At 46.7% G+C, this 23,374-nt stretch carries 20 protein-coding genes; 12 read left to right on the top strand and 8 right to left on the bottom strand.

Features of this window, described 5'->3' with window-relative positions; genetic code table 11:
• Positions 1-59: 59 nt before the first annotated feature.
• The 3 genes from tyrR to OOK74_RS05435 all read left to right on the top strand — a co-directional run bounded on the left by tyrR (position 60) and on the right by OOK74_RS05435 (position 2,753).
• A complete protein-coding gene (gene tyrR, locus OOK74_RS05425; RefSeq protein WP_278183224.1) occupies positions 60-1,601 on the top strand; it encodes a transcriptional regulator TyrR in 1,542 nt (513 codons plus the stop codon).
• The gene (rimJ, locus tag OOK74_RS05430) at positions 1,601-2,209 is read left to right on the top strand and encodes a ribosomal protein S5-alanine N-acetyltransferase (protein WP_278183225.1); all 609 of its coding nucleotides are present in this window, start codon (positions 1,601-1,603) and stop codon (positions 2,207-2,209) included. The genes tyrR and rimJ overlap by 1 nt, the downstream gene beginning before the upstream one ends.
• A 70-nt stretch (positions 2,210-2,279) precedes the next feature.
• Positions 2,280-2,753, top strand: a complete 474-nt coding sequence (locus tag OOK74_RS05435; protein ID WP_278183226.1) for a DUF2947 domain-containing protein — start codon at positions 2,280-2,282, stop codon at positions 2,751-2,753.
• 91 nt (positions 2,754-2,844) lie between these two features.
• Here OOK74_RS05435 and OOK74_RS05440 read toward each other — a convergent pair whose 3' ends face one another.
• Complete coding sequence (locus OOK74_RS05440; RefSeq protein WP_278183227.1) at positions 2,845-3,732, bottom strand: EamA family transporter; 888 nt, start codon at positions 3,730-3,732, stop codon at positions 2,845-2,847.
• Between the two features lie 298 nt (positions 3,733-4,030).
• On the opposite strand from OOK74_RS05440, the gene OOK74_RS05445 reads away from it, so the two are divergent.
• From OOK74_RS05445 to OOK74_RS05480, 8 genes are all read left to right on the top strand, one after another.
• Positions 4,031-5,443 (top strand): SLC13 family permease, encoded by a 1,413-nt coding sequence (locus OOK74_RS05445; protein ID WP_274722105.1) that lies wholly within the window; start codon positions 4,031-4,033, stop codon positions 5,441-5,443.
• Between the two features lie 9 nt (positions 5,444-5,452).
• On the top strand, positions 5,453-6,778 hold the full coding sequence (locus tag OOK74_RS05450; protein WP_274721941.1) for an ATP-binding protein: 1,326 nt from the start codon (positions 5,453-5,455) through the stop codon (positions 6,776-6,778).
• Positions 6,771-7,247 (top strand): response regulator, encoded by a 477-nt coding sequence (locus tag OOK74_RS05455; RefSeq protein WP_166013075.1) that lies wholly within the window; start codon positions 6,771-6,773, stop codon positions 7,245-7,247. Before OOK74_RS05450 ends, OOK74_RS05455 begins: the two co-directional genes overlap by 8 nt.
• Positions 7,248-7,600: 353 nt before the next feature.
• Positions 7,601-10,654 (top strand): transglycosylase domain-containing protein, encoded by a 3,054-nt coding sequence (locus OOK74_RS05460; protein ID WP_274721940.1) that lies wholly within the window; start codon positions 7,601-7,603, stop codon positions 10,652-10,654.
• A gap of 382 nt (positions 10,655-11,036) precedes the next feature.
• Positions 11,037-12,440 (top strand): FAD-dependent oxidoreductase, encoded by a 1,404-nt coding sequence (locus OOK74_RS05465; protein ID WP_274721939.1) that lies wholly within the window; start codon positions 11,037-11,039, stop codon positions 12,438-12,440.
• A 57-nt stretch (positions 12,441-12,497) separates the two neighbouring features.
• Positions 12,498-13,403, top strand: a complete 906-nt coding sequence (locus OOK74_RS05470) for a LysR substrate-binding domain-containing protein (RefSeq protein WP_274721938.1) — start codon at positions 12,498-12,500, stop codon at positions 13,401-13,403.
• Positions 13,404-13,587: 184 nt separating this feature from the next.
• Entirely contained in the window at positions 13,588-14,064 is a 477-nt protein-coding gene (locus OOK74_RS05475; RefSeq protein ID WP_274721937.1) for a GNAT family N-acetyltransferase, read from the top strand.
• Positions 14,065-14,095: 31 nt separating this feature from the next.
• The gene (locus OOK74_RS05480) at positions 14,096-15,547 is read left to right on the top strand and encodes a bifunctional NUDIX hydrolase/phosphatase PAP2 family protein (RefSeq protein ID WP_274721936.1); all 1,452 of its coding nucleotides are present in this window, start codon (positions 14,096-14,098) and stop codon (positions 15,545-15,547) included.
• A gap of 66 nt (positions 15,548-15,613) precedes the next feature.
• Here the strand turns inward: OOK74_RS05480 and OOK74_RS05485 are convergent, their stop codons facing one another.
• The gene (locus OOK74_RS05485) at positions 15,614-16,720 is read right to left on the bottom strand and encodes a M20/M25/M40 family metallo-hydrolase (RefSeq protein ID WP_274721935.1); all 1,107 of its coding nucleotides are present in this window, start codon (positions 16,718-16,720) and stop codon (positions 15,614-15,616) included.
• A gap of 245 nt (positions 16,721-16,965) precedes the next feature.
• Positions 16,966-18,159, bottom strand: a complete 1,194-nt coding sequence (locus OOK74_RS05490; RefSeq protein ID WP_274721934.1) for a class I SAM-dependent methyltransferase — start codon at positions 18,157-18,159, stop codon at positions 16,966-16,968.
• A 370-nt stretch (positions 18,160-18,529) separates the two neighbouring features.
• On the opposite strand from OOK74_RS05490, the gene yccX reads away from it, so the two are divergent.
• The gene (gene yccX / locus OOK74_RS05495) at positions 18,530-18,805 is read left to right on the top strand and encodes an acylphosphatase (protein ID WP_274721933.1); all 276 of its coding nucleotides are present in this window, start codon (positions 18,530-18,532) and stop codon (positions 18,803-18,805) included.
• Positions 18,806-18,905: 100 nt separating this feature from the next.
• Here the strand turns inward: yccX and OOK74_RS05500 are convergent, their stop codons facing one another.
• The 5 genes from OOK74_RS05500 to OOK74_RS05520 form a co-directional block, all read right to left on the bottom strand.
• Positions 18,906-19,235 (bottom strand): TusE/DsrC/DsvC family sulfur relay protein, encoded by a 330-nt coding sequence (locus OOK74_RS05500; protein ID WP_274721932.1) that lies wholly within the window; start codon positions 19,233-19,235, stop codon positions 18,906-18,908.
• 116 nt (positions 19,236-19,351) lie between these two features.
• Positions 19,352-20,020, bottom strand: coding sequence for a Bax inhibitor-1/YccA family protein (locus OOK74_RS05505; protein ID WP_274721931.1), 669 nt, complete (start codon positions 20,018-20,020; stop codon positions 19,352-19,354).
• Between the two features lie 256 nt (positions 20,021-20,276).
• Entirely contained in the window at positions 20,277-21,032 is a 756-nt protein-coding gene (locus OOK74_RS05510) for an amino acid ABC transporter ATP-binding protein (RefSeq protein ID WP_274721930.1), read from the bottom strand.
• Positions 21,033-21,054: 22 nt separating this feature from the next.
• Positions 21,055-22,152, bottom strand: coding sequence for an amino acid ABC transporter permease (locus OOK74_RS05515; protein ID WP_274721929.1), 1,098 nt, complete (start codon positions 22,150-22,152; stop codon positions 21,055-21,057).
• Between the two features lie 2 nt (positions 22,153-22,154).
• On the bottom strand, positions 22,155-23,360 hold the full coding sequence (locus OOK74_RS05520; RefSeq protein WP_274721928.1) for an amino acid ABC transporter permease: 1,206 nt from the start codon (positions 23,358-23,360) through the stop codon (positions 22,155-22,157).
• Positions 23,361-23,374 lie beyond the last annotated feature (14 nt).

Consider the following 23,374-nt stretch of genomic DNA (forward strand, 5'->3'; position numbering starts at 1 on the left):
CAGCCTTAGGCGACACTACTGTCAACTTTTCGTGACACTTCAAACAGGATCCTAGCACCGTGCGCCTTGAAGTCCTATGTGAAGACCGGCTTGGTCTAACCCGCGAGTTATTAGATATTTTGGCCTCTAAGAGTATCGATCTCCGCGGAATTGAAATTGATGTGATCGGGATTATTTACCTCAATTGTCCTGACCTTGATTTTGAAAGCTTTAGCGAACTAATGGCTGAAATTCGCCGTATTCCGGGAGTGAAAGATGTCCGGAAAATTCAGTTTATGCCGATTGAACGGCACAATACGGAGTTGATCTCACTGCTCAACAACCTGCCCGATGCTGTGTTGGCGATCAATCTTAAAGGGGCGGTGGATATGGCCAACCATGCTGCTGCCGAACTCTTTAATCGTGAAGAGGCCAGTATGATTGGCTTGCACATTTCAGCATTGACACCCGTATTCAACTTTGCGCGCTGGTTTGAAGGCAGTAAGGCTCGCCTGCGTGAAGAGGTGGTGATTGAGGGGCTCGACTATATTATGGAGATCATGCCGGTCTACATTTGTGGCGATTCCAAACAATCCACTTTAGCCAGTGCGATGATGATATTACGCTCTGCCACGACTGGCTTGCCCACGACGAGCACTCTTTCGCTGCAAAATCACTTAGGCTTTGAGCATTTTGTCGGTGTTTCCAATCGACATAAAAGTTTGATCAGTCAAGCCAAGAAACTGGCGATGCTTGATGAGCCGCTGCTGATTGAAGGCGAGACTGGCACCGGCAAAGAGATGCTAGCGAAAGCGTGTCACAATCGTTCCGATCGCGCTGCCGCACCATTTTTGGTGTTGAGCTGTGCTTCAATGCCCGATGATGTGGCGGAAACCGAACTGTTTGGCCATGCACCGGGATCGTTTAACCATCAGCAAGGCCATAAAGGCATCTTTGAACAAGCCAATGGTGGCACGGTATTTCTCGATGAAATCGGCGAAATGAGCCCACATTTACAAATTAAGCTCCTGCGCTTTTTGCAAGATGGAACCTTCCGCCGAGTTGGTGAAGAGCACGAAATGCATGTCGATGTACGAGTGATCGCTGCCACACGTTATCATTTAGCGGATTTAGCCGAATCTGGCCATTTCCGCGCCGATTTGTTTTATCGGCTCAATGTCTTGACGCTACGAATCCCTGCGCTGCGTGAACGGCCCAGTGATGTACAGTCGCTGCTGGAGCTCTTTATCACTAAGCATTGTGCGAAACTTGGCATGCTGAAGCCGAAATTGAGTGCTGATCTGTTGGATAAACTGAGCCAATATCCATGGCCGGGCAATATGCGTCAATTGGATAATATGGTGCTGCGCGCCTTAACCGAAATTGACGGTGAGGAGCTCGGTATTGAGCCGTTCCATTTGCCGCAAATCGATACGGTAAGCGCCGCGTCTAGTCTTAACCTTGATGGCTCGCTCGATGACATCATGAAGGAATACGAATCGCAGGTGTTGGATCGTCTGTTCCAAGCTTTCCCTTCTAGCCGTAAATTGGCCAAACGACTCAACGTATCGCACACTTCGATTGCCAATAAATTGAGAGATTATGGGATCAGGAAGCGCTGATGAACCACACCAGTACTCGCGATCAAACCGATGCTAGCGGTTATCAGCTAGATGCGGATTTTTACCAAACTGATGGCGAAATCGTTGTGCGCTGCGCGCAGATTGCCGATGCGAGACGAGTATGCGACTATTTTGTGGCTAATCGCCTGCACTTAATGGAGTGGGAGCCACAGCGTGACCCTGAATTTTTTACGGTTGCCGGTTGGCTACAGCGTCTGCTGAAGCTGCATGAATTGCATAAAATGAAACTGGCTTACTATCTGCTGATCTTGGATGCCAAGCATGATGTGATACTAGGCACTATCTCGTTTAATAACCTGATCCGCTTTCCATTCCACGCCTGTCATGTGGGTTACTCACTAGCACATGATGCGCAAGGTAAAGGCATTATGACGCGCGCATTGACCATGGCTTGCCAAGCGATGTTTGAACAACATAATTTACACCGCATTATGGCCGCGTATATGCCACACAATCAGCGCAGTGAACAGGTGTTACAACGAGTGGGTTTTATGCCAGAAGGGCATGCCAAAGATTACTTACTGATTAATGGCCAGTGGCAAGATCATAATCTGATGGCGCTGATCAATCCCAATTGGCAAGCATAATCGGCTTATCTTTCTCACCAATTATTGACCAGTAAGCCAGCGTGGCTTACTGAATATTTAAGGAAACTCAATGTCTTATTTGCCTTTGGAACAGTACCAAAGAAAATGGATTTTTACTCATGCCTCGATGCCGCTGCCTGCGGAAGATCTGGCGCAGATCAAACCGATGGAGCCACTGCGTGCCGCGCAGTTTTGGAAAGAAAACATCAGTGAGATGAGTCCAGACGCAGAGCGTTTCAGCTCACAAGATTGGCCGCGCAAAGCGGACAGTTGGAGTGGTGAAACCCGTTGGATGGCGGAGTGGGAAAGTGACGATCCCCAGTTACCTCAAGCGGTTGCGGATCATCTGCCATGGCAAGATGATGTTACAGTGTATTTCTGCTATGAAAAATACAATGTCATCGAGACCAAATGGTCGGTATTTAAACGCCATTGGAAAAACTTTTTATTTTATGATGATGGCCCGCTGTTGCTTGGCCGTCGCCGCAAGGAAGTGTTGTGGTTTAGCAGTGAAGGCCACGTTAAATTTGGCTTGCACCCATAAAAAATCCGGCTTAGGCCGGATTTTTCCTTGTAAACACTGTTTCTTGCTAAAAAACAGCGTTGGTTGATCACTCATGTACCATCCGCACTTGTTAGTGCGGATTCGTGTTGGTTGCCGCTTTGGCGCTAGTGGCTGCCGAAAGTGTCGAGCCCATCGACGCGGTGATGATCATAAAAATCGCCAACCACTGGCTCCATTGCAAGCTCTCACCTAAAATGGCCAGCCCTGCGATCGCGGCAATCGCCGGCTCTAAGCTCATTAACACGCTGAAATGCTGAGTTGACAGGCGACTTAGGGCGACCATTTCCAAGCTATAGGGCACTGCGCTCGACATTACGGCAACCAGCAGTGCCATCGGTAGAATTGACCAGCTAAAAATCGATGCTGTGGCGAGCTGGGTGGCAATCGGCAGATAGATCACTGCCGCCACGAGCATGCCAATTGCAACCGTTACTCCACCGGAAGCGACGCTACCGGCGCGTTGCCCAAACCAGATATAACCGGCCCAGCAAGCTCCCGCAGTCAATGCCAGCAGTACGCCAATCGGATCTAATGCATCAACGCCATTCATATCTGGCAGCAAACAGACAATCCCGAGAATGGCACAGGCGACCCAAATCAGATCTTTTTTGCGTTTTGAAGAGAGCAGGGCGAGCAGTAATGGGCCGGAAAACTCTAAAGCGACCCCAATCCCAAGTGGAATACGTTCAATCGCGAAATAAAAGCTCAGTTGCATCCCACCTAAACTGGCACCGTAAATCAGCATTGATCGCCATTGTGGCAAGCTTAAGCGTGCGCGCCAGGGGCGGAAAATCAGCAGCAAAATTAAAGCGGATAAACTAATCCGTAGCGCTACCGTGCCACCCGGGCCGACCAGTGGAAATAACTGTTTGGCAATCGACGCGCCAGATTGAATGGTGATCATGGCGGCAAACAGGCTCAGCATCGCGATCAACAGTGGGGATTTTATCGTTGGCATAAATAGTGAAAAACTCGACAGAAAGTGCGCGCTGATTATGCCGTAAAAAAGGGATAGGAGATAGCCACTCGCAAGCGTTGCATGCCGATTGCTGCTCACGAGCTGAAATGGCCGCTTATTAATAAAGGATTATTTTGTTAACTGAAGCTCACTTTTAGGTATTGCTCAGCTTAGAAACTTTAATCATTGATCTAACGCCAAACATTTCTTTTTCACCTATCAATAATGACCTTTGCCGCTGTGAACGCGTGCCTTCGATTCGTCAATATCCAATAAAATCTCAGGAAGAGTGAACATGATACGCCCTTATCTTAAATATATTATTCCGTTGCTGATCCCATTACTGGTGCTGATGCTGCCAACCACGGCGTTTCCGTTTGATGGATTAACGGTGATTCAACAAAGGGTCATCGCGATTTTCTTATTAGCGGCACTGCTGTGGGTATTTGAGCCGATCCCCATTTACTCTACTTCGGTGGTGATCATTGTGCTCGAAGTGCTGATGTTATCGGATAAAGGCTTGATTCTGTTTCGGCTTGATGAAGGAATGCCCGAATTTGGTGTGTTACTCACATCGACGGAAATTATGGCGACGTTCGCTAATCCGATCATCATGCTGTTTTTAGGTGGTTTTTTCTTGGCAATGGCGGCAACCAAATACCGTTTGGATGTCAACTTAGCTCGCGTATTGCTCAAGCCGTTTGGCCATAATCCTAAATATGTGATGTTAGGGTTAATGTTGATCACGGCGGTGTTTTCGATGTTTATGTCCAATACCGCCACGACGGCAATGATGCTGTCGATTTTAACGCCAGTGATTGCGCTATTTGGTCCCAAAGATCCCGGCCGAGTCGCTTTTGCACTGTGTATTCCGGTTGCGGCCAATATCGGTGGGATTGGTACCCCGATCGGCACTCCACCCAATGCTATCGCCTTAAAATACTTGGTTGGAGATAACTTAATTACCTTTGCGGAATGGATGGCATTTGGTATTCCTTTTGTGGTGATTTTAATGGCGATAGCTTGGTTTCTGCTCGATGCATTGTACCGAGCTGAGCAGAAAACCATTGAGTTGACCATCAAAGGCAAGTTTTTGAAAACTCCGAAAGCCATTATTGTCTACATCACGTTTACGGCGACGATTATTTTGTGGATGCTGGGCTCGCTGCATGGCATGAACTCTTACTCGGTGGCATTAATTCCAGTCGCAGTCTTTTCGGTCACTGGGATCATCGGTAAAGAAGATTTGAAAATGATCTCTTGGGATGTGTTGTGGCTGGTTTCCGGTGGTATTGCATTAGGGTTAGCACTCGATAAAACCGGACTGGCTGAGTTGGTGGTACAAAGTATTCCATTTGATCACTATTCGCCTTACATCGTTATTTTGGCTGCGTCGTTACTCTGTTTGCTGATGGCCAATTTTATGTCGCATACTGCCACTGCGAACTTACTGATGCCAATTATGGCGGCATTAGGCGCCTCAATGACCTCACTCACTCCGTTAGGTGGGGAAGTGACCTTGATTTTGGTGGTCACCTTTGCGGCATCGCTGGGCATGTCATTGCCGATCAGTACTCCACCCAATGCCCTGGCCCATGCCACTGGTAATGTGCAAAGCCAGCAAATGGCAAAAGTTGGGATTATTTTAGGTGTGATCGGGGTGTTGATGAGTTTTGTGATGGTGTGGATCCTGAATATGGTTGGTCATTAAGGAAAGCGAATGGCCAATCTCAGCGCGGTTATTACCCGTTATTTTAATCATCCAGAGCGCTGCATTCGCTTGCCTGCTGGCTCAATTTTGCTGGCTCAGAATGGCTATAATGATCGGCTGTACTATTTACGCAGTGGTCATGTGGCAGGTTACTTTGCGGAAAAAGGCGAACGGCGCACCAAGGTATTTTCTGCCACGAGCGGTGCATTTATTGGAGTGCACAGTTTTTTCTCTGGTTCATGGACAGCCTCTTCGACGGTGATTGCCGATAGTGAAGTTGAACTGGCATGGATTGATCGGGATACCCCAGTGCAAGAGATCGACAAATACGGTTCGCTGAGCAGTCAGTTTATGCCAGTGATTGTGGCTGAATTATCTCAGCGTCAGCGGCGAGCCACTCAAGAGGCGTTAGCCAAAGAGCGGGCGCTAGAACGATTGCATTCTGCAGAGCAGATGACCACATTAGGCCAACTTGCCGCGGGTATTGCCCATGAGCTAAATAACGCGATCGGCGTGGTCAGCAGTAAAACCGAACGTTTAGAAACGTTATTCATGGAACTGTTGCAACAAGTGCACCCAGAAGCCAGCCAATTTTTTGATTTTGGCTTGTTGTATGGGCAAAAAGTCTCATCGAGCGAAGCGCGCGAACGTGGTGCACAGTTAGAGCAGCAATATCAATTACCTAAAACGACTGCACGTGAATTAGCTAGGGCGGTTCCCGCCAATCAACTCTCTGCACATTGGCTGAAAAATCCGCATTTGGCGATTCGTTATTGGCAGATGGGGCGAGATTTGCATGATTTAAGATTGGCAGCTAAACATTCAGTAGGGATTGTCCAATCGATTAAGCAGCTCGGACGTACCGATATTCGTTTAGATGAAGACGTCGATTTAAACAGCACAATTAATCGTGCTTTGGCTTTGCTGCAAAGTGATTTACGGCGCGTTTCAGTACGTATACGGCCGGGAAGATTACCGCTCATCAAAGGTTCGCCGACGGAATGGGTGCAAGTGTGGATCAATTTAATCAAAAATGCGTGTGATGCGATGGCCCAAACGTGTGATCCCAGCATTGATATTCAAACTCATTGTAGTCGCCACAAGTTGTACATCACCGTGACCAACAATGGTCCGGAAATTGATGAGGTGACTCGCCGAAAAATATTTGAGCCAAGTTTTACCACCAAGAAAGAGGGCTTATCTTTTGGGTTAGGGCTTGGGTTGGCGATTGTGAAACGCATCGTCTCCAGCTATGGCGGTACGGTGGCGGTGAAAAGCGATCATGAGCAAACCATTTTTAGGATCAAATTACCAATTGAGGGATACCATGGATAAGCTGAATATTATTTGCGTCGATGATCAACGCGAAGTACTGAGTGCGGTGTTACAAGATTTAGAGCCGTTGAGCCGTTGGTTGAATATTGAAGATTGTGAATCGGCCGCAGAAGCGTTGGCGTTAATCGATGATCTTGATGCGCAAGGTGAAAAAATTGCTGTGGTGATTTCCGATCACGTTATGCCGGGCAAAAGTGGGGTAGAACTATTGAGTGAAATTAGCGCCGATCCGCGTTTTGCACACACGAAAAAAGTGCTACTGACTGGGCAAGCGACACACAGTGATACGATTAATGCGATTAATACGGCGGGTATCCACCACTATTTTGAAAAGCCATGGCATGCACAAACGTTAGCGGCGAGTGTGCGTAGTTTAGTGACTCATTATGTGTTTGATCAGCGATTAGATTATACCGAGTGGCAACCCGAGCTTGATTCAGCCGTGGTACTGTCGCGATTGCATGGTTAAGTTTAATGCTCAACGAAAGGGATAACGTTGGGCATTTTACGATGCAAAACACAATAACTACATGGTTATTATCTAAAATGTGACAAAATCGTACTGGAAAAGATATTTTCTTTGTTAAAATCTGTTAACATCATGATCGTCATGTAATGATAGTTATATACAGGGTAGAGAGTCTTGAAAATACCGATGGTTTTTAACGGTATTGTTTTCAGCAAATGGTAAGGACAATTTTGATTCGGTAAGCCAATAGGCTGTTAGTCAAATTCAGTCACCTTTCTACACCTTGACGTGATTCACTATCAATGACTTTTCTTTGTAGTGGCATTCTCAGTGATTAAATGGATTTAATTTAAGTGGCATCTGACTCGATTCCTCGGCGCATATTAAATAAGCGTCGACGCGCAAAACCCAAATCACGATTCTGGCTATTTACGCTGCTGATCCTCAGTACTGCCGGTGGCGCAGCGTTATACCATGAAATGGAAACCTCAAGCATACAGTCCCGTGAAATCAGTCGCTACGCGGCTAGTATGACTTATCAATTGGAACCAGGCGTAAGCGATAAAATTACTTTTCCCAGCTATGGACCATTTGATCAACGCTTAGGCTATGTGGCGTTACCCAGCATTCAACAGCGCTTACTCGCCCGTGGGTTTGAGGTTAAGCAGCAAGTTCGTTTTTCTGATGAATTGGTACGTTATGCTCAATATGGTTTATTTGTACCTTATACCGAAAAAGTGCAAGCAGGTTTAACCCTGAGTGATTGTCGATCAGAAACGGTTTATCAATTTCGTTATCCAGGCCATCACTATGCCGAGTTTAGTGCGATCCCTGATTTAGTCGTGCAGTCCTTGCTGTTTATTGAAAACCGCGATTTGCTGAGTGAGAAAAATCCATTGGTTAACCCCGCGGTTGATTGGCCACGCTTTTTTAAAGCGGCCTTGACCCAAGTTGGTAAAGTGTTGGATTTAGATGCACAAGCGGCAGGGGGTAGTACGCTCGCGACCCAAGTTGAGAAATATCGTCACTCACAAGACGGTTTGACCTACAGCCCACAAGAAAAAATTCGTCAGATGGTATCGGCGAGTGTCCGCGCTTATCGGTTAGGCCCCAATACTTTAGAAGCGCGTCAATTAGTGGTTTGGGCTTATTTGAACTCGGTTCCCTTATCGGCAGCACCAGGCTATGGCGAAGTGCATGGTTTAGGGGATGGTTTATGGGTTTGGTTTGCCGCTGATCCGCAACGTGTCAACCAATTACTCGATCCACAAATTAACCACTCAAATGAACTGGCTGAGCAAGGCTTGGCCCTACGGCAAGTGGTAGCACTGATGATTGCTCACCGTCGTCCCTCTTACTACCTTGCCATGCAGGGGCGTGACGATTTGCAAGAGTTAACTAACCGTCATTTACGACTGTTTTATCGTGAGCAAATGATCTCCCAGTCATTAATGGATGCGGCCTTAGCCGCTAAGCTAGAGTTTCGCGATTTTGCACGTCAGCCGGTGGTCACTCGAGTCAATACCAACAAGGGGTTGTTAGCGGCACGAACTCATCTAAGCCGTCAGTTTGGTGTCAGTCTGTATGATCTAGACCGCATGGATCTGCGTGCTTCGACCACACTCAATTTTGAATTACAAAATTCAGTCACCCACTACTTGCAACAATTGGCCAATCCTGGGTTTGCCAATGAAGTGGGGATCATTGGTTATCGGCTCTTGGCGGCAGAAAAAACCGCCGATGTACGTTACAGTTTTACCCTGTTTGAGCGCACCGATGAGGGGTTCAAAGTTCGTGTGCAAACCGACAATACCAATCAACCGTTTGATCTGAACGAAGGCAGTAAGTTAGAGCTTGGCTCTACCGCTAAACTGCGTGTCTTGACCACTTATCTGGAGATAATGGCCAAATTACACAGCAAATATCGTGATTTATCGGTCAGTGAGCTACGTCGTCAGTTAGTCGATGCTCAGGACACATTAAGTGTATGGTCTTTACAGTGGTTATTAACCAGCCAAAAACGAGATCTTTCAACCATGCTGGAAGCGGCGCTGGATCGAAAATATTCCGCCAGTCCTCATGAACGATTTTTTACCGGTGGCGGTACTCACACCTTCAATAATTTTCGTAAAGAAGATAATGATCGAATTCCAACCTTGCGTGATGCTTTGCGTGAGTCGATCAACTTACCTTTCGTCCGTCTGATGAAAGATATCGAGCGTTATACACTCTACAGTGAAGGCTATCGCGCTCAGTTATTGAAGGATGACAGTGATCCACGGCGTAAAGAGTACCTGCGCCAGTTTGCTGATAAAGAGGGTAGAGTTTATTTGCAGCGCTTCTGGCGTAAATATAAAGACAAGACCGTCGATGAGCGAATGGTAACCCTGTTGGAGGGGCTAAAACCCAGTGCAGATCGCTTAGCTGCGGTACACCGTTACTTGCTGACGGAAGCCTCACTCAGTGAATTTATCCTGTTTATGGATCAGACATTACCGACCGCAGCACGTAGTAAACTGACCGATAAACAGTTGGAAAAACTGTATAACAAATATGGGCGAGATAAATATTCACTGCCAGATCAAGGCTATATTGCCCGGGTGCATCCGTTAGAGCTTTGGTTGCTTGGCTATTTGAATGAAAATTCGCAAGCAACTTTTAATGATGTGGTGGCAGCAAGCAGCGATAAACGGCAAGAAGTGTATAGCTGGTTATTTAAAACTCGCCATCGTAATGCACGCGATAGTCGAGTGCGTACTATGCTCGAAGTTGAAGCCTTCTTAGATATTCACCAAAGTTGGCAACGTTTAGGTTATCCGTTTGATCACTTGGTTCCGTCGCTTGCGACCGCGCTTGGCAGCTCAGGCGATAGGCCTGCAGCATTATCTGAGCTGATGGGGATTATTTTGAACGATGGTGTACGCGTGCCTACTCAGCGGATTAACCATCTACATTTTGCACAGGATACTCCGTTTGAAACCGAATTTTCACCAGTGGAAACTCAAGGGGTGCGTGTGTTGCCGGTCGAAGTCGCCAGAACGTTACGCGGCGCACTGTCACAAGTAGTGGATACCGGAACGGCTCGGCGTATTTCAGGGGTGTTTAAATTGCCCGATGGAACACCGGTAGTGATGGGCGGCAAAACTGGCACTGGCGATAATCGAATTCAAACTGTGGATCGGGCTGGCAACGTGGTGCAGTCACAAGCACGCAACCGTACTGCAACTTTTGTGTTTTATCTTGGCGATCGCCATTTTGGTACTTTAACCGCTTATGTTGCTGGCAGTAACTCAGAGAAATTTACCTTTACTTCAGCCCTGCCAGTTCAAGTATTGAAAGGAATGGCACCGATTTTATCGCCTTATCTGGCTCCCAGTGAGCAAGCTTGTCGACCTTTAACACTCTGATCTTATTACTCGAGTACAAATTAAGGTAGGAGTGATCCTGCCTTAATTTTTTCTGCTGTTCGCTCAACTTCTCCTTTCAATTAGACTCAATATCCCCTTCCGACTTGAAGCTGCAGTGGTGTTGGCTATGTTCATTCACCCCAATCACATCGTTTGTCTATGCTCATTGGGACTCACTTACTTGCCGCTTACCTACAACTCCAAGTTGTTTGGGTATAAATGATCAATTGAAGTGACTTAGTGACAGCATCGAAATTGATCCAAGAGTGAATGAGCTAGGATGATCGTTAGTAAAGCTTACGCGTAGCGCAAGAAATCGTTGCTGTGTGATAAGCGGTTAGCACGTTACATTTTCTTTAGCAATTATATAAAGGAAATGCCGATGTCACCTCATCTCTCTTACTGGTTTAAACAAGCCCTTGAAATCGAACAGCCGCTCGATACTCAATTACTTACGCAAGATATCAGCGCTGATGTTGCTATTGTCGGCGGTGGCTATACCGGGCTATGGACGGCGATTATGCTCAAGCAACAGCAGCCAAATTTACAGATTGCTTTAATTGATAAAGGGTTGTGTGGAAGTGGAGCTTCGGGAGCAAATGGCGGCTGTTTGTTGACGTGGTCAACTAAGTATCCCACTCTCAAGCGCTTATTTGGTGAGCAACAAGCCAAATGGTTGGTGGCTGAGTCAGAAAATGCGGTTTATGAAATAGAACAATTTTGCCTCGACCATCAACTTGAAGCGCAATTAAAGCGCCATGGCACTTATTACACGGCGACCAATTCAGCACAACAAGGGCAAATGGCGCCAATTGTTGAGCAACTAACTCAGCTCGGTTGTAACAGTTGGCAACCTTGTACCAAGTCGGAATTATCGGCAGTCTCTGGATCTCAGCAACATCTGGAAGGGTATTATTCTCCGGCTGCTGGCAGTGTACAGCCTGCATTACTGGTCAGAGAACTACGCCGACTGGCGCTGCAGTTGGGTGTGCACATTTATGAAAACACGCCAATGCAGCAGTTAGATTTTGGCTCGCCAGCGGTTATTCACACTCCCAACGGCAAAATCTTAGCGCAGAAAGTGGTGCTAGGGCTCAATGCTTGGATGGTGGAACATTTTACGCAATTTAAACGCAGTGTGGTGGTGGTCTCTTCCGATATGTTGATAACGGATCCCATCCCACAACAGTTAGCCAGTAATGGGCTAAGATCTGGAGCCACGGTGATTGATTCACGTATCTTCGTGCATTATTACCGTGATACCGTGGATGGACGTTTGATGCTCGGCAAAGGGGGCAACCATTTTTCTTACGCGAATCGCGTCGATCCCATGTTTAATAAACCGAGTAATTATGTTGAATTGCTGTCGGCTTCATTCCAAAAGCTATTTCCAGATCTTAATCAGAGTCAGTTTGCTTACCATTGGACCGGAGCATCGGATCGCTCAGTGACCGGTTTGCCATTTTTTGGCCATTTGGATCAGCAGAAAAACATTGTGTACGGTTTTGGTTACTCAGGTAATGGTGTGGCACAAACTCGGATTGGCGCAAAAATTCTGACTTCACTGGTGCTTGAGCGGCAAGATATTTGGTCGCAATGCGGTTTAGCACAAGGCCCACTAGGACAATTTCCACCAGAGCCGATTCGTTGGTTAGGGGCGATGTTGGTCCGAAATGCGGTGCGCCGCAAAGAAGAGGCTGAAGATCAAGAACGCAAGCCGATGATTTGGGATAAATGGTTAGCTAAATTGGCAGGAGCTGCCGGTAAGGCGGATAAGGTGGTGTAACCGGATTGTCATATTTGCTTGGCAGTATAAACGTTGGTTTCACTACATCGTTTATTTATGTCGCCTCGCGCTTTTGACCAACACTGGCAACGTTTTTTGCCGCCACTGAATGCTCTTAAGGCTTTTGAATCTGCCGCTCGACTCAAAAGCCTGACCAACGCGGCGGCTGAGCTCAACGTGACGCGTGCGGCAGTCAGTCAGCAGGTTAAACAGTTAGAACTTTATCTTAATGCGACCTTGTTTGAACGCAGTGGCTCTAAATTAGTGCTGACGGAGGAAGCTGAATATTACTTACCGTTACTGACCCAGGTATTTGATTCCCTTTCGGTTGGAACCGAGCAGCTATTTGCACGCAAGCGCCGCCGCTTATTGACTCTACACATTGCCCAGAGTTATTGTCATCAGTGGTTGATCCCTCGCTTAGCTGAGTTTCGACAACAAAATCCACAAATTGAACTGAAAATTTCCACTACCTCTAACCCTTACCCCAATTCTAATCAGCGTGCCGATATTGAGATCATTAATGGTACGTTACCGATTGAGCAAACGGAGGCCATATGCTTAATTGATGAGCATTGGATTGCGGTTGCCGCCCCGGATTATTTACAGCAGCACCCGATTAATGATTTGGCCGATTTGGCACAAGCGGCCAAATTGGCAACCTCTGGCTATCGAGAAAATTGGAAATATTGGTTGGCTAGTTTGGGCTATGATCAGTCCGTGAGTAAGCCAATTATGCAGTTTGATCACTCATTACTCGCCATCGAAGCGGCCACATTTGGATTAGGTGTCTTATTAGTCAAAGACATTTTAGTGCAACAGCTTCTCGATCGAGGTGAATTAGTGTTGGTGGGAGACTGGCGCATCGCTTGTGAAACTCGCCATTATTTGTTACGCCATAACGCCAACCATCGCGATGGTAATCTATTTATCGAGTGGTTAAATTTTAATCTAAATCAATAAACTATACACCGATCGAGCTTAAACCTGGCTTGTGTCTTGCGCGGTGAGTAATATTTTTGGTGCTCGTCTCATTTATGCAACGCGGATAACAGGCGGATAGCAGTAAATCATTATTCACTGAGCTGATTTTTATTAGGTCTTCCTATACAATTTCGTTCCACAATAAATTGATGAAAATCACACCATGACCCAGCTATCACTCTCGGCGGCGAGCAGTGCCGATTTAGAGCAACTCAATCAATTGATGTTTGAATTGCATGATGAGCACCATCAGCAGAGTCCTGAACATTTCAAAACCGCCCACGAGATTGAACAAGAAAAGAGTATTGCTCGCTATTTGGATGATCCTCAGTGTTTGGTATATGTGGCTAAGCATGCAGGGCAATTGGTTGGTTTTATTTCGGGACACTTTTGTGAGCTGATTTCAACCGTCAGCCAGCCAGTGTCGATGGGCAGTGTTGATGAACTTTATGTGGTTCCAGCATTTCGTGGTCAAGGGATTGCCAGTCAGTTATGCCATAAATTAGAGCATGTTTTCAAAGATTACGGCGTCAAACAGATGTTTGTTGAAGTGTGGGATTTTAACCGTAGCGCGCAAGATTTTTATCAGGGCGCTGGATTTGTTCAGCATATTCATTGGTTGCGTAAGCCGCTGGTTTAAGTCAGTTCATTTTTTAAAAGGAAATCGTACCTTGTTGGCACATGTTCGCGTACTTTTGCTGGTGTTAGTGGTTTTTTTGAGTATTGGAGCACCTGATTGGGTGCAAGCGAATCAAGGGGATAGTGCCGCTTATCGTGGTGCACTGTGTCTGATCCGAGCGGATAATAAGTTGGTGTTAACCAAAGAAGTTTTGACCGGAAAACTGTCATTGCCTGGAGGCACAATTGAAGCCGGAGAAACACCTCCGATGGCGGCGCAACGGGAAACTTGGCAAGAAACAGGCATGGTCGTTTCTGTTGAACGTTTATTGGGGCAGACTGCTACGGCATTAGTGTATGAGTGTGTCAGTGAATCGCAGATCATTGCTTATTCTTATCAAAATGCTTTAGGTGGCAATGAGCTGCCAATCTGGTTTGCTCCGGATTATGGTGTAGAAACCGTATCGGCGATGTTGATCAATCCTCGTCATATCAAACCCGAGCAGTATCGCTATACCCAGCAATGGGCAGCGATTGTTGATTTTGCTAAACAAGCCGAAGATCAAGCGGTCGATTATGTGGTTGAACTGAGTCGGGCTGCACCACGCTTTCAGCAAGTCGAACTGGAGTGGCTCAACCATCTACAACATGCGCTGTCTTGGCTGCAAAATTCTATGCCGTGGTTACCCAATTTAATCTTAACCGGTATGCTTTTTAGCCTGCCAGTGATTAGCCTAGTACTATTGCCATTAGTGTATTGGCAACTAGGTAAAGCATATTGCTACAAAATCTTATTTGCTATGAGCGTGACCTCGTTACTTTGCTTAGTCGCTCAGCAAGGTTTTGCTTTAGTAAAACCGCACGTTTATCAGCCGGGATTGGAATTATTTCCTAGTCACGGTTTTTCTTTCCCAAACTTACCGATTGCACTATGGAGTTGCTTTGGTGTGCTGCTGTGGCATGCGCGAGAAGAGTTGACTTTACGTTGGGTGATGCGCCTATGGGGTGCTATTTTTGCTTGGCTAGCATTGGCCTCTTTTTATTCGGCTAGCGCTTTTGTTAGTGATATCGCCATCGGCGCGCTGTTTGGTGGTTTAGTGGCTTGGCATATTATCCGGCTTGATCTCAAACCTGAGGTGAATGTTAGGGCTTTATTAAGCACCCAGCCGATTTGGTGGGGGTTGGCGATCGGTTGTGCAATGCTACTGGTTATTTGGCCACAGCCGATCTTTACTCAGTGGCTGGCGGTATTAGTCACGATTTCAGGTGTGGTCACTTGGCTTAAACCTGCGCCAAGCGTACTTTCATTGCGCGATGCTCTGCTGATGATCGTGAGCTTACTGGTGGTCAATCAGGGAATTTCATCGGCGATTGAGCCGTTTAGCTATAGTGGATTGTACACTTTGATTGGTGCAACTTTACGCTATCCATTATTGATCTTGTTGTTTGTGGGTTTACTACGTTTACGCAGCAAGTCCGACTTAGTAACGGATACGTCGAATTAATCCACATCAGCAAATACAAAAAACCGGAACCGTTGATGTTCCGGTTTTTTGTGGGCCTAAATGGATTTAAGCAGTGGTGTAAGCACAAACAAATTCGGCAATTTTGACCATATCGGCAATCGCGATATATTCCTCGGTGGTATGCACTTTCGCCATACCGGTTGAGAGGTTAACCGTGGTTAAGCCTTTAGCATTAAAGTTATTGGCATCGCTACCGCCACCACTGAGCTTGGTTTGTGGCTCAATACCAATCGCGCTAAAACTGGCTTTTATCGCTTGAATATGCGGATGATCGTCTGCTAACTTAAACGCGTTATAAGCACGGGTTGAGGTGATCTCGACTTGAGCGCCATGTTTTTGTGCCGCGCGCTCGAAAGTTTCAATCATGTGCTGCACTTGCGCTTCCAGTTTTTCGTCATTCAATGAACGAGCTTCTGCAACAATTTTCAACTCAGGCATCACAATATTGGTCGCTTGACCACCCTGCACAATACCAATATTGGCGGTGGTTTCTTGATCAATACGCAATAGTTTCATCTGCGTGATCGCATCGGCGGCTACGGCAATCGCGCTGATCCCATCTTCCGGAACGAGGCCAGCATGAGCCGGTTTACCTTTGATCACAGTGGTAATCGTTTGTTGACCTGGTGCGGCACGTACGATAGTACCAATTGGGCCACCAGTATCTAATACGATGGCAGTTTTGGATTGAACTTGGCTCATATCAAAGTGTTCAGAGCCTTTTAAACCACCTTCTTCATGCACAGTAAACGCGATTTCAATCGTTTTATGCGCTTGTTGACGCTCTTTTAATCCGCGTACCGCTTCTAAGATGGCAGCAATTCCCGATTTGTCATCGCCACCTAAAATCGTATTGCCTTTAGAGCGAATAATGCCATCTTCGATGATGGGTTCAATACCATTGCCCGGTGCTACGGTATCCATATGGCAGCTAAACAGAATGCTATCATTAAGAGTGCCATCGAGGCGTGCATACAGGTTAAAACCATTGGAGACGTCTGCAGGAACCGGCAGTTTGTGCACCGTAAAACCAAGCTCACCTAATTGCTCCGCCAGTGTTTCAGCAATTTGTTTTTCATTGCCAGTTTCACTGTCAATTTGAATGAGTTGTAGAAAGTGGTCAACCAAGCGTTGGGTATTAATCAGGCTCATAGGAATACCTCTAAAAAATAGAAGCCGTCACCATGCCTGTAATTGCAGCGTTAGGCGATGCGTTAAATCAATAAAGGGTGAAAAAGACGTGCTTGAAGAGTGTTGAAGCCAGGTGAGTGATGGGGTACTTCGATTTTTGTTTGACTAAGGTCGAAAATAATTGGCTGAGTAAAAACGATCTCAATTGAGATCGTTTTTTGATGGCCGTGCTGGATTTTGCAACCAAACAGCGGCTTATTCGCTCGTTATAACACTTTGCAAGCAAAGCCTTTGAGATAAAAACCTTCTGGATAAGCGGTATCGGTTGGGTGATCGGCGGCTTGCTCAAAGCGCTCCACAAATTTGACATCACGCCCAGCATCGAGAGCGGCATCAGCAATGATTTTTTGAAACAGCACTTGATCCATAAGACCAGAGCAAGAGTAGGTGAGCAAAGTGCCGCCTGGATTTAAAATCTGCATCGCGAGCATATTGATGTCTTTGTAGCCACGGCAGGCACCATCAAGCTGCGCTTTTGACTCAGCAAATTTAGGCGGGTCCATGATCACCACATCAAAACGAGTGCCTTGATCGCGGTATTCGCGCAGCAATTTAAACACATCGGCATTTAAGAATACCGCGCGTTTTTTACTGATATCAAAACCGTTTAATTCGGCATTGAACTTGGCCGTATCCAGTGCAGGTTGCGACACATCGGCATTGATCACGCGTTTGGCTCCGCCTTTGAGCGCATACAAGCCAAAACCACCGGTGTACGAGAAGCAGTTGAGCACGCTTTTATCTTGTACATATTTCATCGATTGCAAACGGCTATCACGCTGATCCAGATAAAAACCAGTTTTATGTCCACCAACGATATCAACGCTGATTTTGACGCCATTTTCTTCAATCACGACTGATTTAGGTGGCAACTCACCATGCAATACGCCAACCCGCTCTGATAAGCCTTCTTTCTTGCGTACTGCCACATCGGAACGTTCATAAATATGACATTCAGGGAAGCAGTGGCGCAGGGCATCGATTAAGGTTTGCTGATGATATTCCGCGCCCGCGCTCAGCAGTTGGCAGACCAGAAAATCTTGATATTTATCGATGGTGATGCCGGGTAAGCCGTCAGATTCGGCGGCAATTAAACGATAACCGGTTAATCCATCACGTTGGATAATATCGCTACGCAGCAGTTGAGCCTGTTGGATGCGTTGAATGAAAAAGGCGCAATCGATCGGTTGTGGTTCAAAGCTCCATACCCGAGCTGAGATTTGCGAATGCGGTGAGTAGGCCGCTTTAGCTAACCACTTACCTTCAAAGGAGTAAACATCGACGGTTTCACCCAAGGTTGGGTTTCCTTCGACTTTGCTAATCCCACGAGAAAAAATCCATGGATGTTTACGGCGCAAAGATTTGTCACGGCCTTTGACCAAATAAATTGCTGGAGTCATTACGCTACTCAGATCGAAATAAACAGGGCGGCTATTGTCGTGGAACTGGGCCAGAAAAGCAAAGGAAAGCCGTATGCTTGCTCACTCAGTGGTTGGTGCGATTTATTTAGCCACAATCATCATATTGAGCCAGTTTATACCCAAACAACTTGGAGTTGCAGGTAGGCGGCAAGTGAGTGAATCCCCATAAGCATAGGCAAACTATGTGATTGGGGTGAGCGAACGTCGCCAACACCGCTGCAGCTTCAAGTCGGAAGGATATGGTGGGGGAGGAGCGCTATCTTGACTATGCTTTACAGGCAGCCGCGGATGATCGGTTGTCAATGGTTCAGTACCGGGCTGAGCTACTGAGTTGACGAGGAGTGAAGCAATGGATAAACAGTGTCACCAATTTATTGTTGCAGGACATGTGCAAGGCGTCGGTTTTCGTTACCACACCGCTCATCAGGGCTTGAAGTTAGGGCTCACTGGTTATGCTAAAAATCTGCCTTCGGGTGAAGTGGAGGTGGTTGCGTGCGGCGGATTAGCCGAGTTGGACCAATTATATGCTTGGTTACAAATTGGCCCCAAAACGGCCAGAGTCACTAAGGTGACACGCTCGGTCTCTTTGCCGCGACAACGCTATGTTGGCTTTGCTATTTTGTAGTAGTGGTAATCAAACGAGCTGCCCGCCGCTATTTTTTCTCAAATTGCCGTGCGGCTGGTTGGCGACACACGGGTTGCATTTTTAGCAACCCGTACGTGCTCTATAAACACTTAGCCGGTTTGGGTAAACCCGCGAGCTTAGTGGCTTGTTTGGCTGGGCCTTTAGGAAACAGCTTAAACAGATATTTGCTGTTGCCTTTTTCTGGACCGTGCTGCTTTTCCAGTGCTTTGACCAACATACGAATCGCCGGAGAGGTTTTAAACTCAGCGTAGAAATTACGGACAAAAAGCACGACTTCTAAATGTGCATCAGTCAGCTCAATGCCTTCTTGCTCCGCAAGTAGGGCAATCATCCCTTGTTGCCATTGGGTCGAATCAAGTAAGTAACCTTGTGCATCGGTTTCAATCGTGTGACCTTGATATTCAAACATATTCACTATTCTAAGATGGGAGAATTGGGGCTAGGGTAGCGAAGCTCAGGCTAAGGCTCAAGTACAAAAAAGCCCGATGGTTTTCCATCGGGCCTAGAGCGAGATCAAACGCTGGATTAATCGTCGTTCATGATACCGAGAATGCTCAGTAAGCTTGTGAACAGATTAAGAATATTCAGATACATCGAGATAGTGGCTGAAATATAGTTGGTCTCTTCACCGCGCACGATGCGGCTGGTATCAAACAAAATGAAACCAGAAAACACCAGCGCTGAGATGCTGCTGATCGCTAAGTGAGCGACGGTTGAACCAACGAAAATGTTGATCAGTGCAGCAACAATCACAATGATCAGGCCTGCGAATAAGAAATTACGCATGAAAGAGAAATCTTTCTTGCTGGTGATGGTGTAAGCCGACAGACCGAGGAACACCATACCGGTCAGGCCGAGTGCTTGAGCAATCACAACTGGACCATTTGGCATCGCCGCATAGAAATTGAGCATTGGACCAAGGGCTGCCCCCATCAATCCGGTAAACACAAAAGTCCATACCACGCCTGACGATGAATTAATCGCTTTTGGCATCACAAAAAACAGAATACCAATCGCGGCTAATTGCATCACTAACGCGATGATAGGAGAAATGCCGATAGCCATGGTCGCCATTGCAGCAATTGCGCTGGTGACAAGGGTCATCGAAAGCAGGAAATAGGTGTTTTTCAAAACCTTGTTGGTTTCAAGGGTCCGTTCCAAGCTGGACGTTCTGGTAAACATTGGCGTGTTCATACTTTTCCTCTGTTAAAAGTACTGATTGCATGGCAACAGTTATGAGGCTCTCGGCTATAAATTTCAAGCCCTTTGTGCTGTTTGAACTCATAATAATCAAAATTGATGACAAAAGTGATGATGAGTTGTAACGCAATATTTCATGGGTTTTACAGTCGGTGAATGCTGAGCAAATCCATAAGCTCAATCCCCGAGCTACTAGCTAGGCTGTTCGGGGATTAGTGGCTTTTAGTGAATTGAATGGCAATGGCGGCCGCTAATGGTGCAGAATTTGAGCGAGAAAATTTTGCGTACGCTCTGATTGTGGATTGGCAAAGAATGCTTGTGGGTGGTTTTGTTCAATGATCTCTCCAGCATCCATAAAAATCACTCGATCCGCGACTTCTTTGGCAAATCCCATTTCATGGGTAACACACAGCATGGTCATCCCTTCTTCTGCCAGTTCGACCACCACATCCAGCACTTCGCGTACCATTTCTGGATCAAGTGCTGAGGTTGGTTCATCGAACAGCATAATTTGTGGATTCATGCACAGTGAACGGGCAATCGCCACCCGTTGCTGCTGACCTCCGGATAACTGGCCCGGATATTTATCCGCTTGCTCAGGAATCCGTACCCGGGTCAGGTATTTCATCGCGATCTGTTCCGCTTGTTGCTTGGGCATTTTTTTGACCCAAATCGGCGCGAGGGTACAATTTTCTAAAACCGTGAGATGAGGAAACAGATTAAAGTGCTGAAAACACATACCCACTTCACGGCGTACCAATTCGATGTTTTTTAAATCTGCTGTTAATTGGTGACCCGCAACGGTAATTTGCCCAGTTTGATGCTCTTCAAGACGATTAATACAGCGGATCATGGTGGATTTGCCCGAGCCTGAGGGGCCACAAATGACGATTTTTTCACCTTTTTTAACGGCTAGATTAATGTTTTTCAGGACATGAAATTGGCCATACCACTTATTCATATCGGTAATTTGGATCATCAAAGGAGCGTTGAGTGGTTGCGTCATACTAGATTCCTTGCAAAGTGACTTATCGTTTGTGACCGGTATGGAGTTTGCCTTCGAGCCAAATCGAATATCTCGACATGCTAAAGCAGAAGATCCAGAACACTAACGCGACAAAAACATAACTTTCAGTAGCAAAGCCGAGCCAATTCGGGTCGGTGTTAGCGGCTTGGCCGATGCCTAATACATCGAACATGCCGATGATCAGCACCAAACTGGTATCTTTAAATAGGCCAATAAAGGTATTCACAATCGGCGGAATGGTGATTTTCAGCGCTTGCGGCAAAATGATTAGCCCGGTTTTTTTCCAGTAGCTTAAACCGAGTGCATCGGCCGCTTCGTATTGGCCTTTAGGGATCGCTTGTAGACCGCCACGAATCACCTCTGCGATGTAAGCAGCACTAAACATTGCAACTCCAATCAAGGCACGCAGCAGTTTGTCAATGTCACTGCCTTGCGCTAAAAACAGCGGCAGCATGACCGAGGCCATGAACAACACCGTGATCAGTGGAACGCCCCGCCATACTTCAATATATACGGTGCACAAACTGCGAATGATCGGCATGTTAGAGCGTCGTCCTAAGGCCAACACGATGCCAATCGGTAGCGAAGCAATGATGCCGACTAAAGCGATGATTAAAGTGACTAACAATCCACCCCATTGGTGGGTTTCGACTACCTTGAGTCCAAACATACCGCCATAGAGTAGCAAGCTGGCAAATAAGGGATAGATATTGACGAAAAATAGCCAGAGCCAGCCTTTTTTCGGTGTTTTTTCATAGGCCAGTAAGGCGATTAAGAGCGCGAGCGTAAAGAAAAACAGCCGTGGTCGCCATAGTTCGCTGGCTGGGTAGAAACCATACATAAATTGCTCCCAGCGCATACGAATAAATACCCAACAAGCGCCATCGAGCGTGCAATCCTCACGGGTGGTACCACGCCAGTTGGCATTAATGATTGCCCAATCAACAAGCTGCCAAATACCTTGCAGTGCGAAATAACCTAAAACTAACGTCGCCATCGTGTGCCACGGGCCATTAAATAAGTTTTTATGTAGCCAACGGACTAACCCGGTGTGATTGACTGGCGGTGGCAGGTTCGGCTGAAATTGATGTCTGTTCATAATTATCTTTCCACCAGAGCCACTTTGCGGTTGTACAGATTCATTAAGGCTGAAGTAATTAAACTTAGGCTCAAATAAACCAGCATGGTCATTGAAATAATCTCAATTGCTTGGCCAGTTTGGTTAAGAGTGGTTCCCGCAAAAACGGACACCAAATCGGGATAACCGATCGCCATTGCTAGAGAGGAGTTTTTGGTTAAATTCAGATATTGGCTGGTCAAGGGTGGAATAATAATGCGTAGCGCTTGAGGAATAATGATCAATTTCAAGGTGTGCGAACGGGGCAGGCCAAGGGACATCGCTGCTTCAGTTTGGCCGTGATTGACCGCGTTGATCCCTGAGCGCACAATCTCGGCGATAAATGACGCGGTATAGATGGTTAAGGCCACCAATAATGCCGCAAATTCAGGCAGAACCGAGATCCCACCTTGGAAATTAAAGCCGCGTAGAACCGGATATTCCAGCCCAATCGGTTGGCCTAGCAGCCAATACACCATCAATGGCAATGCCACACAGCATAACAAAACATAGCGATAAATTGGGGTTTGCTGACCTGTCAAGCGTTGACGGTTGTGGGCCCAAATGCTCAATAGCCAGCAGGCGATCACCCCAATAATCAGCGCCATTGCTACCCATCCGCTGCCAGTACCAAACACCGGTTTGGCAAGATACAGTCCCTTAATATTAAGATAGAACCATTCACCAAGGTGCATGCTTTGTTTGGTTGAGGGAAGGGCACGTAACACCACGAAGTACCAAAAGAAGATCTGCAGCAGCAATGGAATATTTCGGAAGATCTCGATATATACGGTGGCTAAGCGGCTGATCAGCCAGTGACGAGATAAACGGGCAATGCCTAATATAAATCCGAGTAATGTAGCAAAAAGAATCCCCAGCACGGAAACCAGCGCAGTGTTCAGTAGCCCGACTAAAAATGTGCGCGCATAACTGTAGGTTTCATCATACGCCACCAGAGATTGGCTAATACCAAAGCCCGCGGGCTGCTCTAAAAAGGCAAATCCGGTCGCGATACCGCGCGATGCCAAATTGGTGAGCGCGTTATTCACGATAGTGAATAGCACAAAAGCGACGATACCAACGGCGATCAATTGAAATAGAGCAGAGCGAAAAGTTGGGTTATACAGGAAATGGGTATGCTTAGTCTGCGCGTCAGAAGGGTGTGACATCGCTTTATTGATAGGCTTCATACAGCGATAACCTC

Origin of the sequence: Vibrio misgurnus, assembly GCF_029635775.1 — a bacterium.
Classification (GTDB): domain Bacteria; phylum Pseudomonadota; class Gammaproteobacteria; order Enterobacterales; family Vibrionaceae; genus Vibrio; species Vibrio chanodichtyis.

Bases quoted from the DNA above. Each gene is read 5' to 3' on its own strand.
- rimJ (WP_278183225.1), top strand. From the start codon at position 1,601: ATGAACCACACCAGTACTCGCGATCAAACCGATGCTAGCGGTTATCAG.
- OOK74_RS05435 (WP_278183226.1), top strand. From the start codon at position 2,280: ATGTCTTATTTGCCTTTGGAACAGTACCAAAGAAAATGGATTTTTACT.
- OOK74_RS05440 (WP_278183227.1), bottom strand. From the start codon at position 3,732: ATGCCAACGATAAAATCCCCACTGTTGATCGCGATGCTGAGCCTGTTT.
- OOK74_RS05450 (WP_274721941.1), top strand. From the start codon at position 5,453: ATGGCCAATCTCAGCGCGGTTATTACCCGTTATTTTAATCATCCAGAG.
- OOK74_RS05455 (WP_166013075.1), top strand. From the start codon at position 6,771: ATGGATAAGCTGAATATTATTTGCGTCGATGATCAACGCGAAGTACTG.
- OOK74_RS05465 (WP_274721939.1), top strand. From the start codon at position 11,037: ATGTCACCTCATCTCTCTTACTGGTTTAAACAAGCCCTTGAAATCGAA.
- OOK74_RS05470 (WP_274721938.1), top strand. From the start codon at position 12,498: ATGTCGCCTCGCGCTTTTGACCAACACTGGCAACGTTTTTTGCCGCCA.
- OOK74_RS05475 (WP_274721937.1), top strand. From the start codon at position 13,588: ATGACCCAGCTATCACTCTCGGCGGCGAGCAGTGCCGATTTAGAGCAA.
- OOK74_RS05485 (WP_274721935.1), bottom strand. From the start codon at position 16,720: ATGAGCCTGATTAATACCCAACGCTTGGTTGACCACTTTCTACAACTC.
- OOK74_RS05490 (WP_274721934.1), bottom strand. From the start codon at position 18,159: ATGACTCCAGCAATTTATTTGGTCAAAGGCCGTGACAAATCTTTGCGC.
- yccX (WP_274721933.1), top strand. From the start codon at position 18,530: ATGGATAAACAGTGTCACCAATTTATTGTTGCAGGACATGTGCAAGGC.
- OOK74_RS05500 (WP_274721932.1), bottom strand. From the start codon at position 19,235: ATGTTTGAATATCAAGGTCACACGATTGAAACCGATGCACAAGGTTAC.
- OOK74_RS05505 (WP_274721931.1), bottom strand. From the start codon at position 20,020: ATGAACACGCCAATGTTTACCAGAACGTCCAGCTTGGAACGGACCCTT.
- OOK74_RS05510 (WP_274721930.1), bottom strand. From the start codon at position 21,032: ATGACGCAACCACTCAACGCTCCTTTGATGATCCAAATTACCGATATG.
- OOK74_RS05515 (WP_274721929.1), bottom strand. From the start codon at position 22,152: ATGAACAGACATCAATTTCAGCCGAACCTGCCACCGCCAGTCAATCAC.
- OOK74_RS05520 (WP_274721928.1), bottom strand. From the start codon at position 23,360: ATGAAGCCTATCAATAAAGCGATGTCACACCCTTCTGACGCGCAGACT.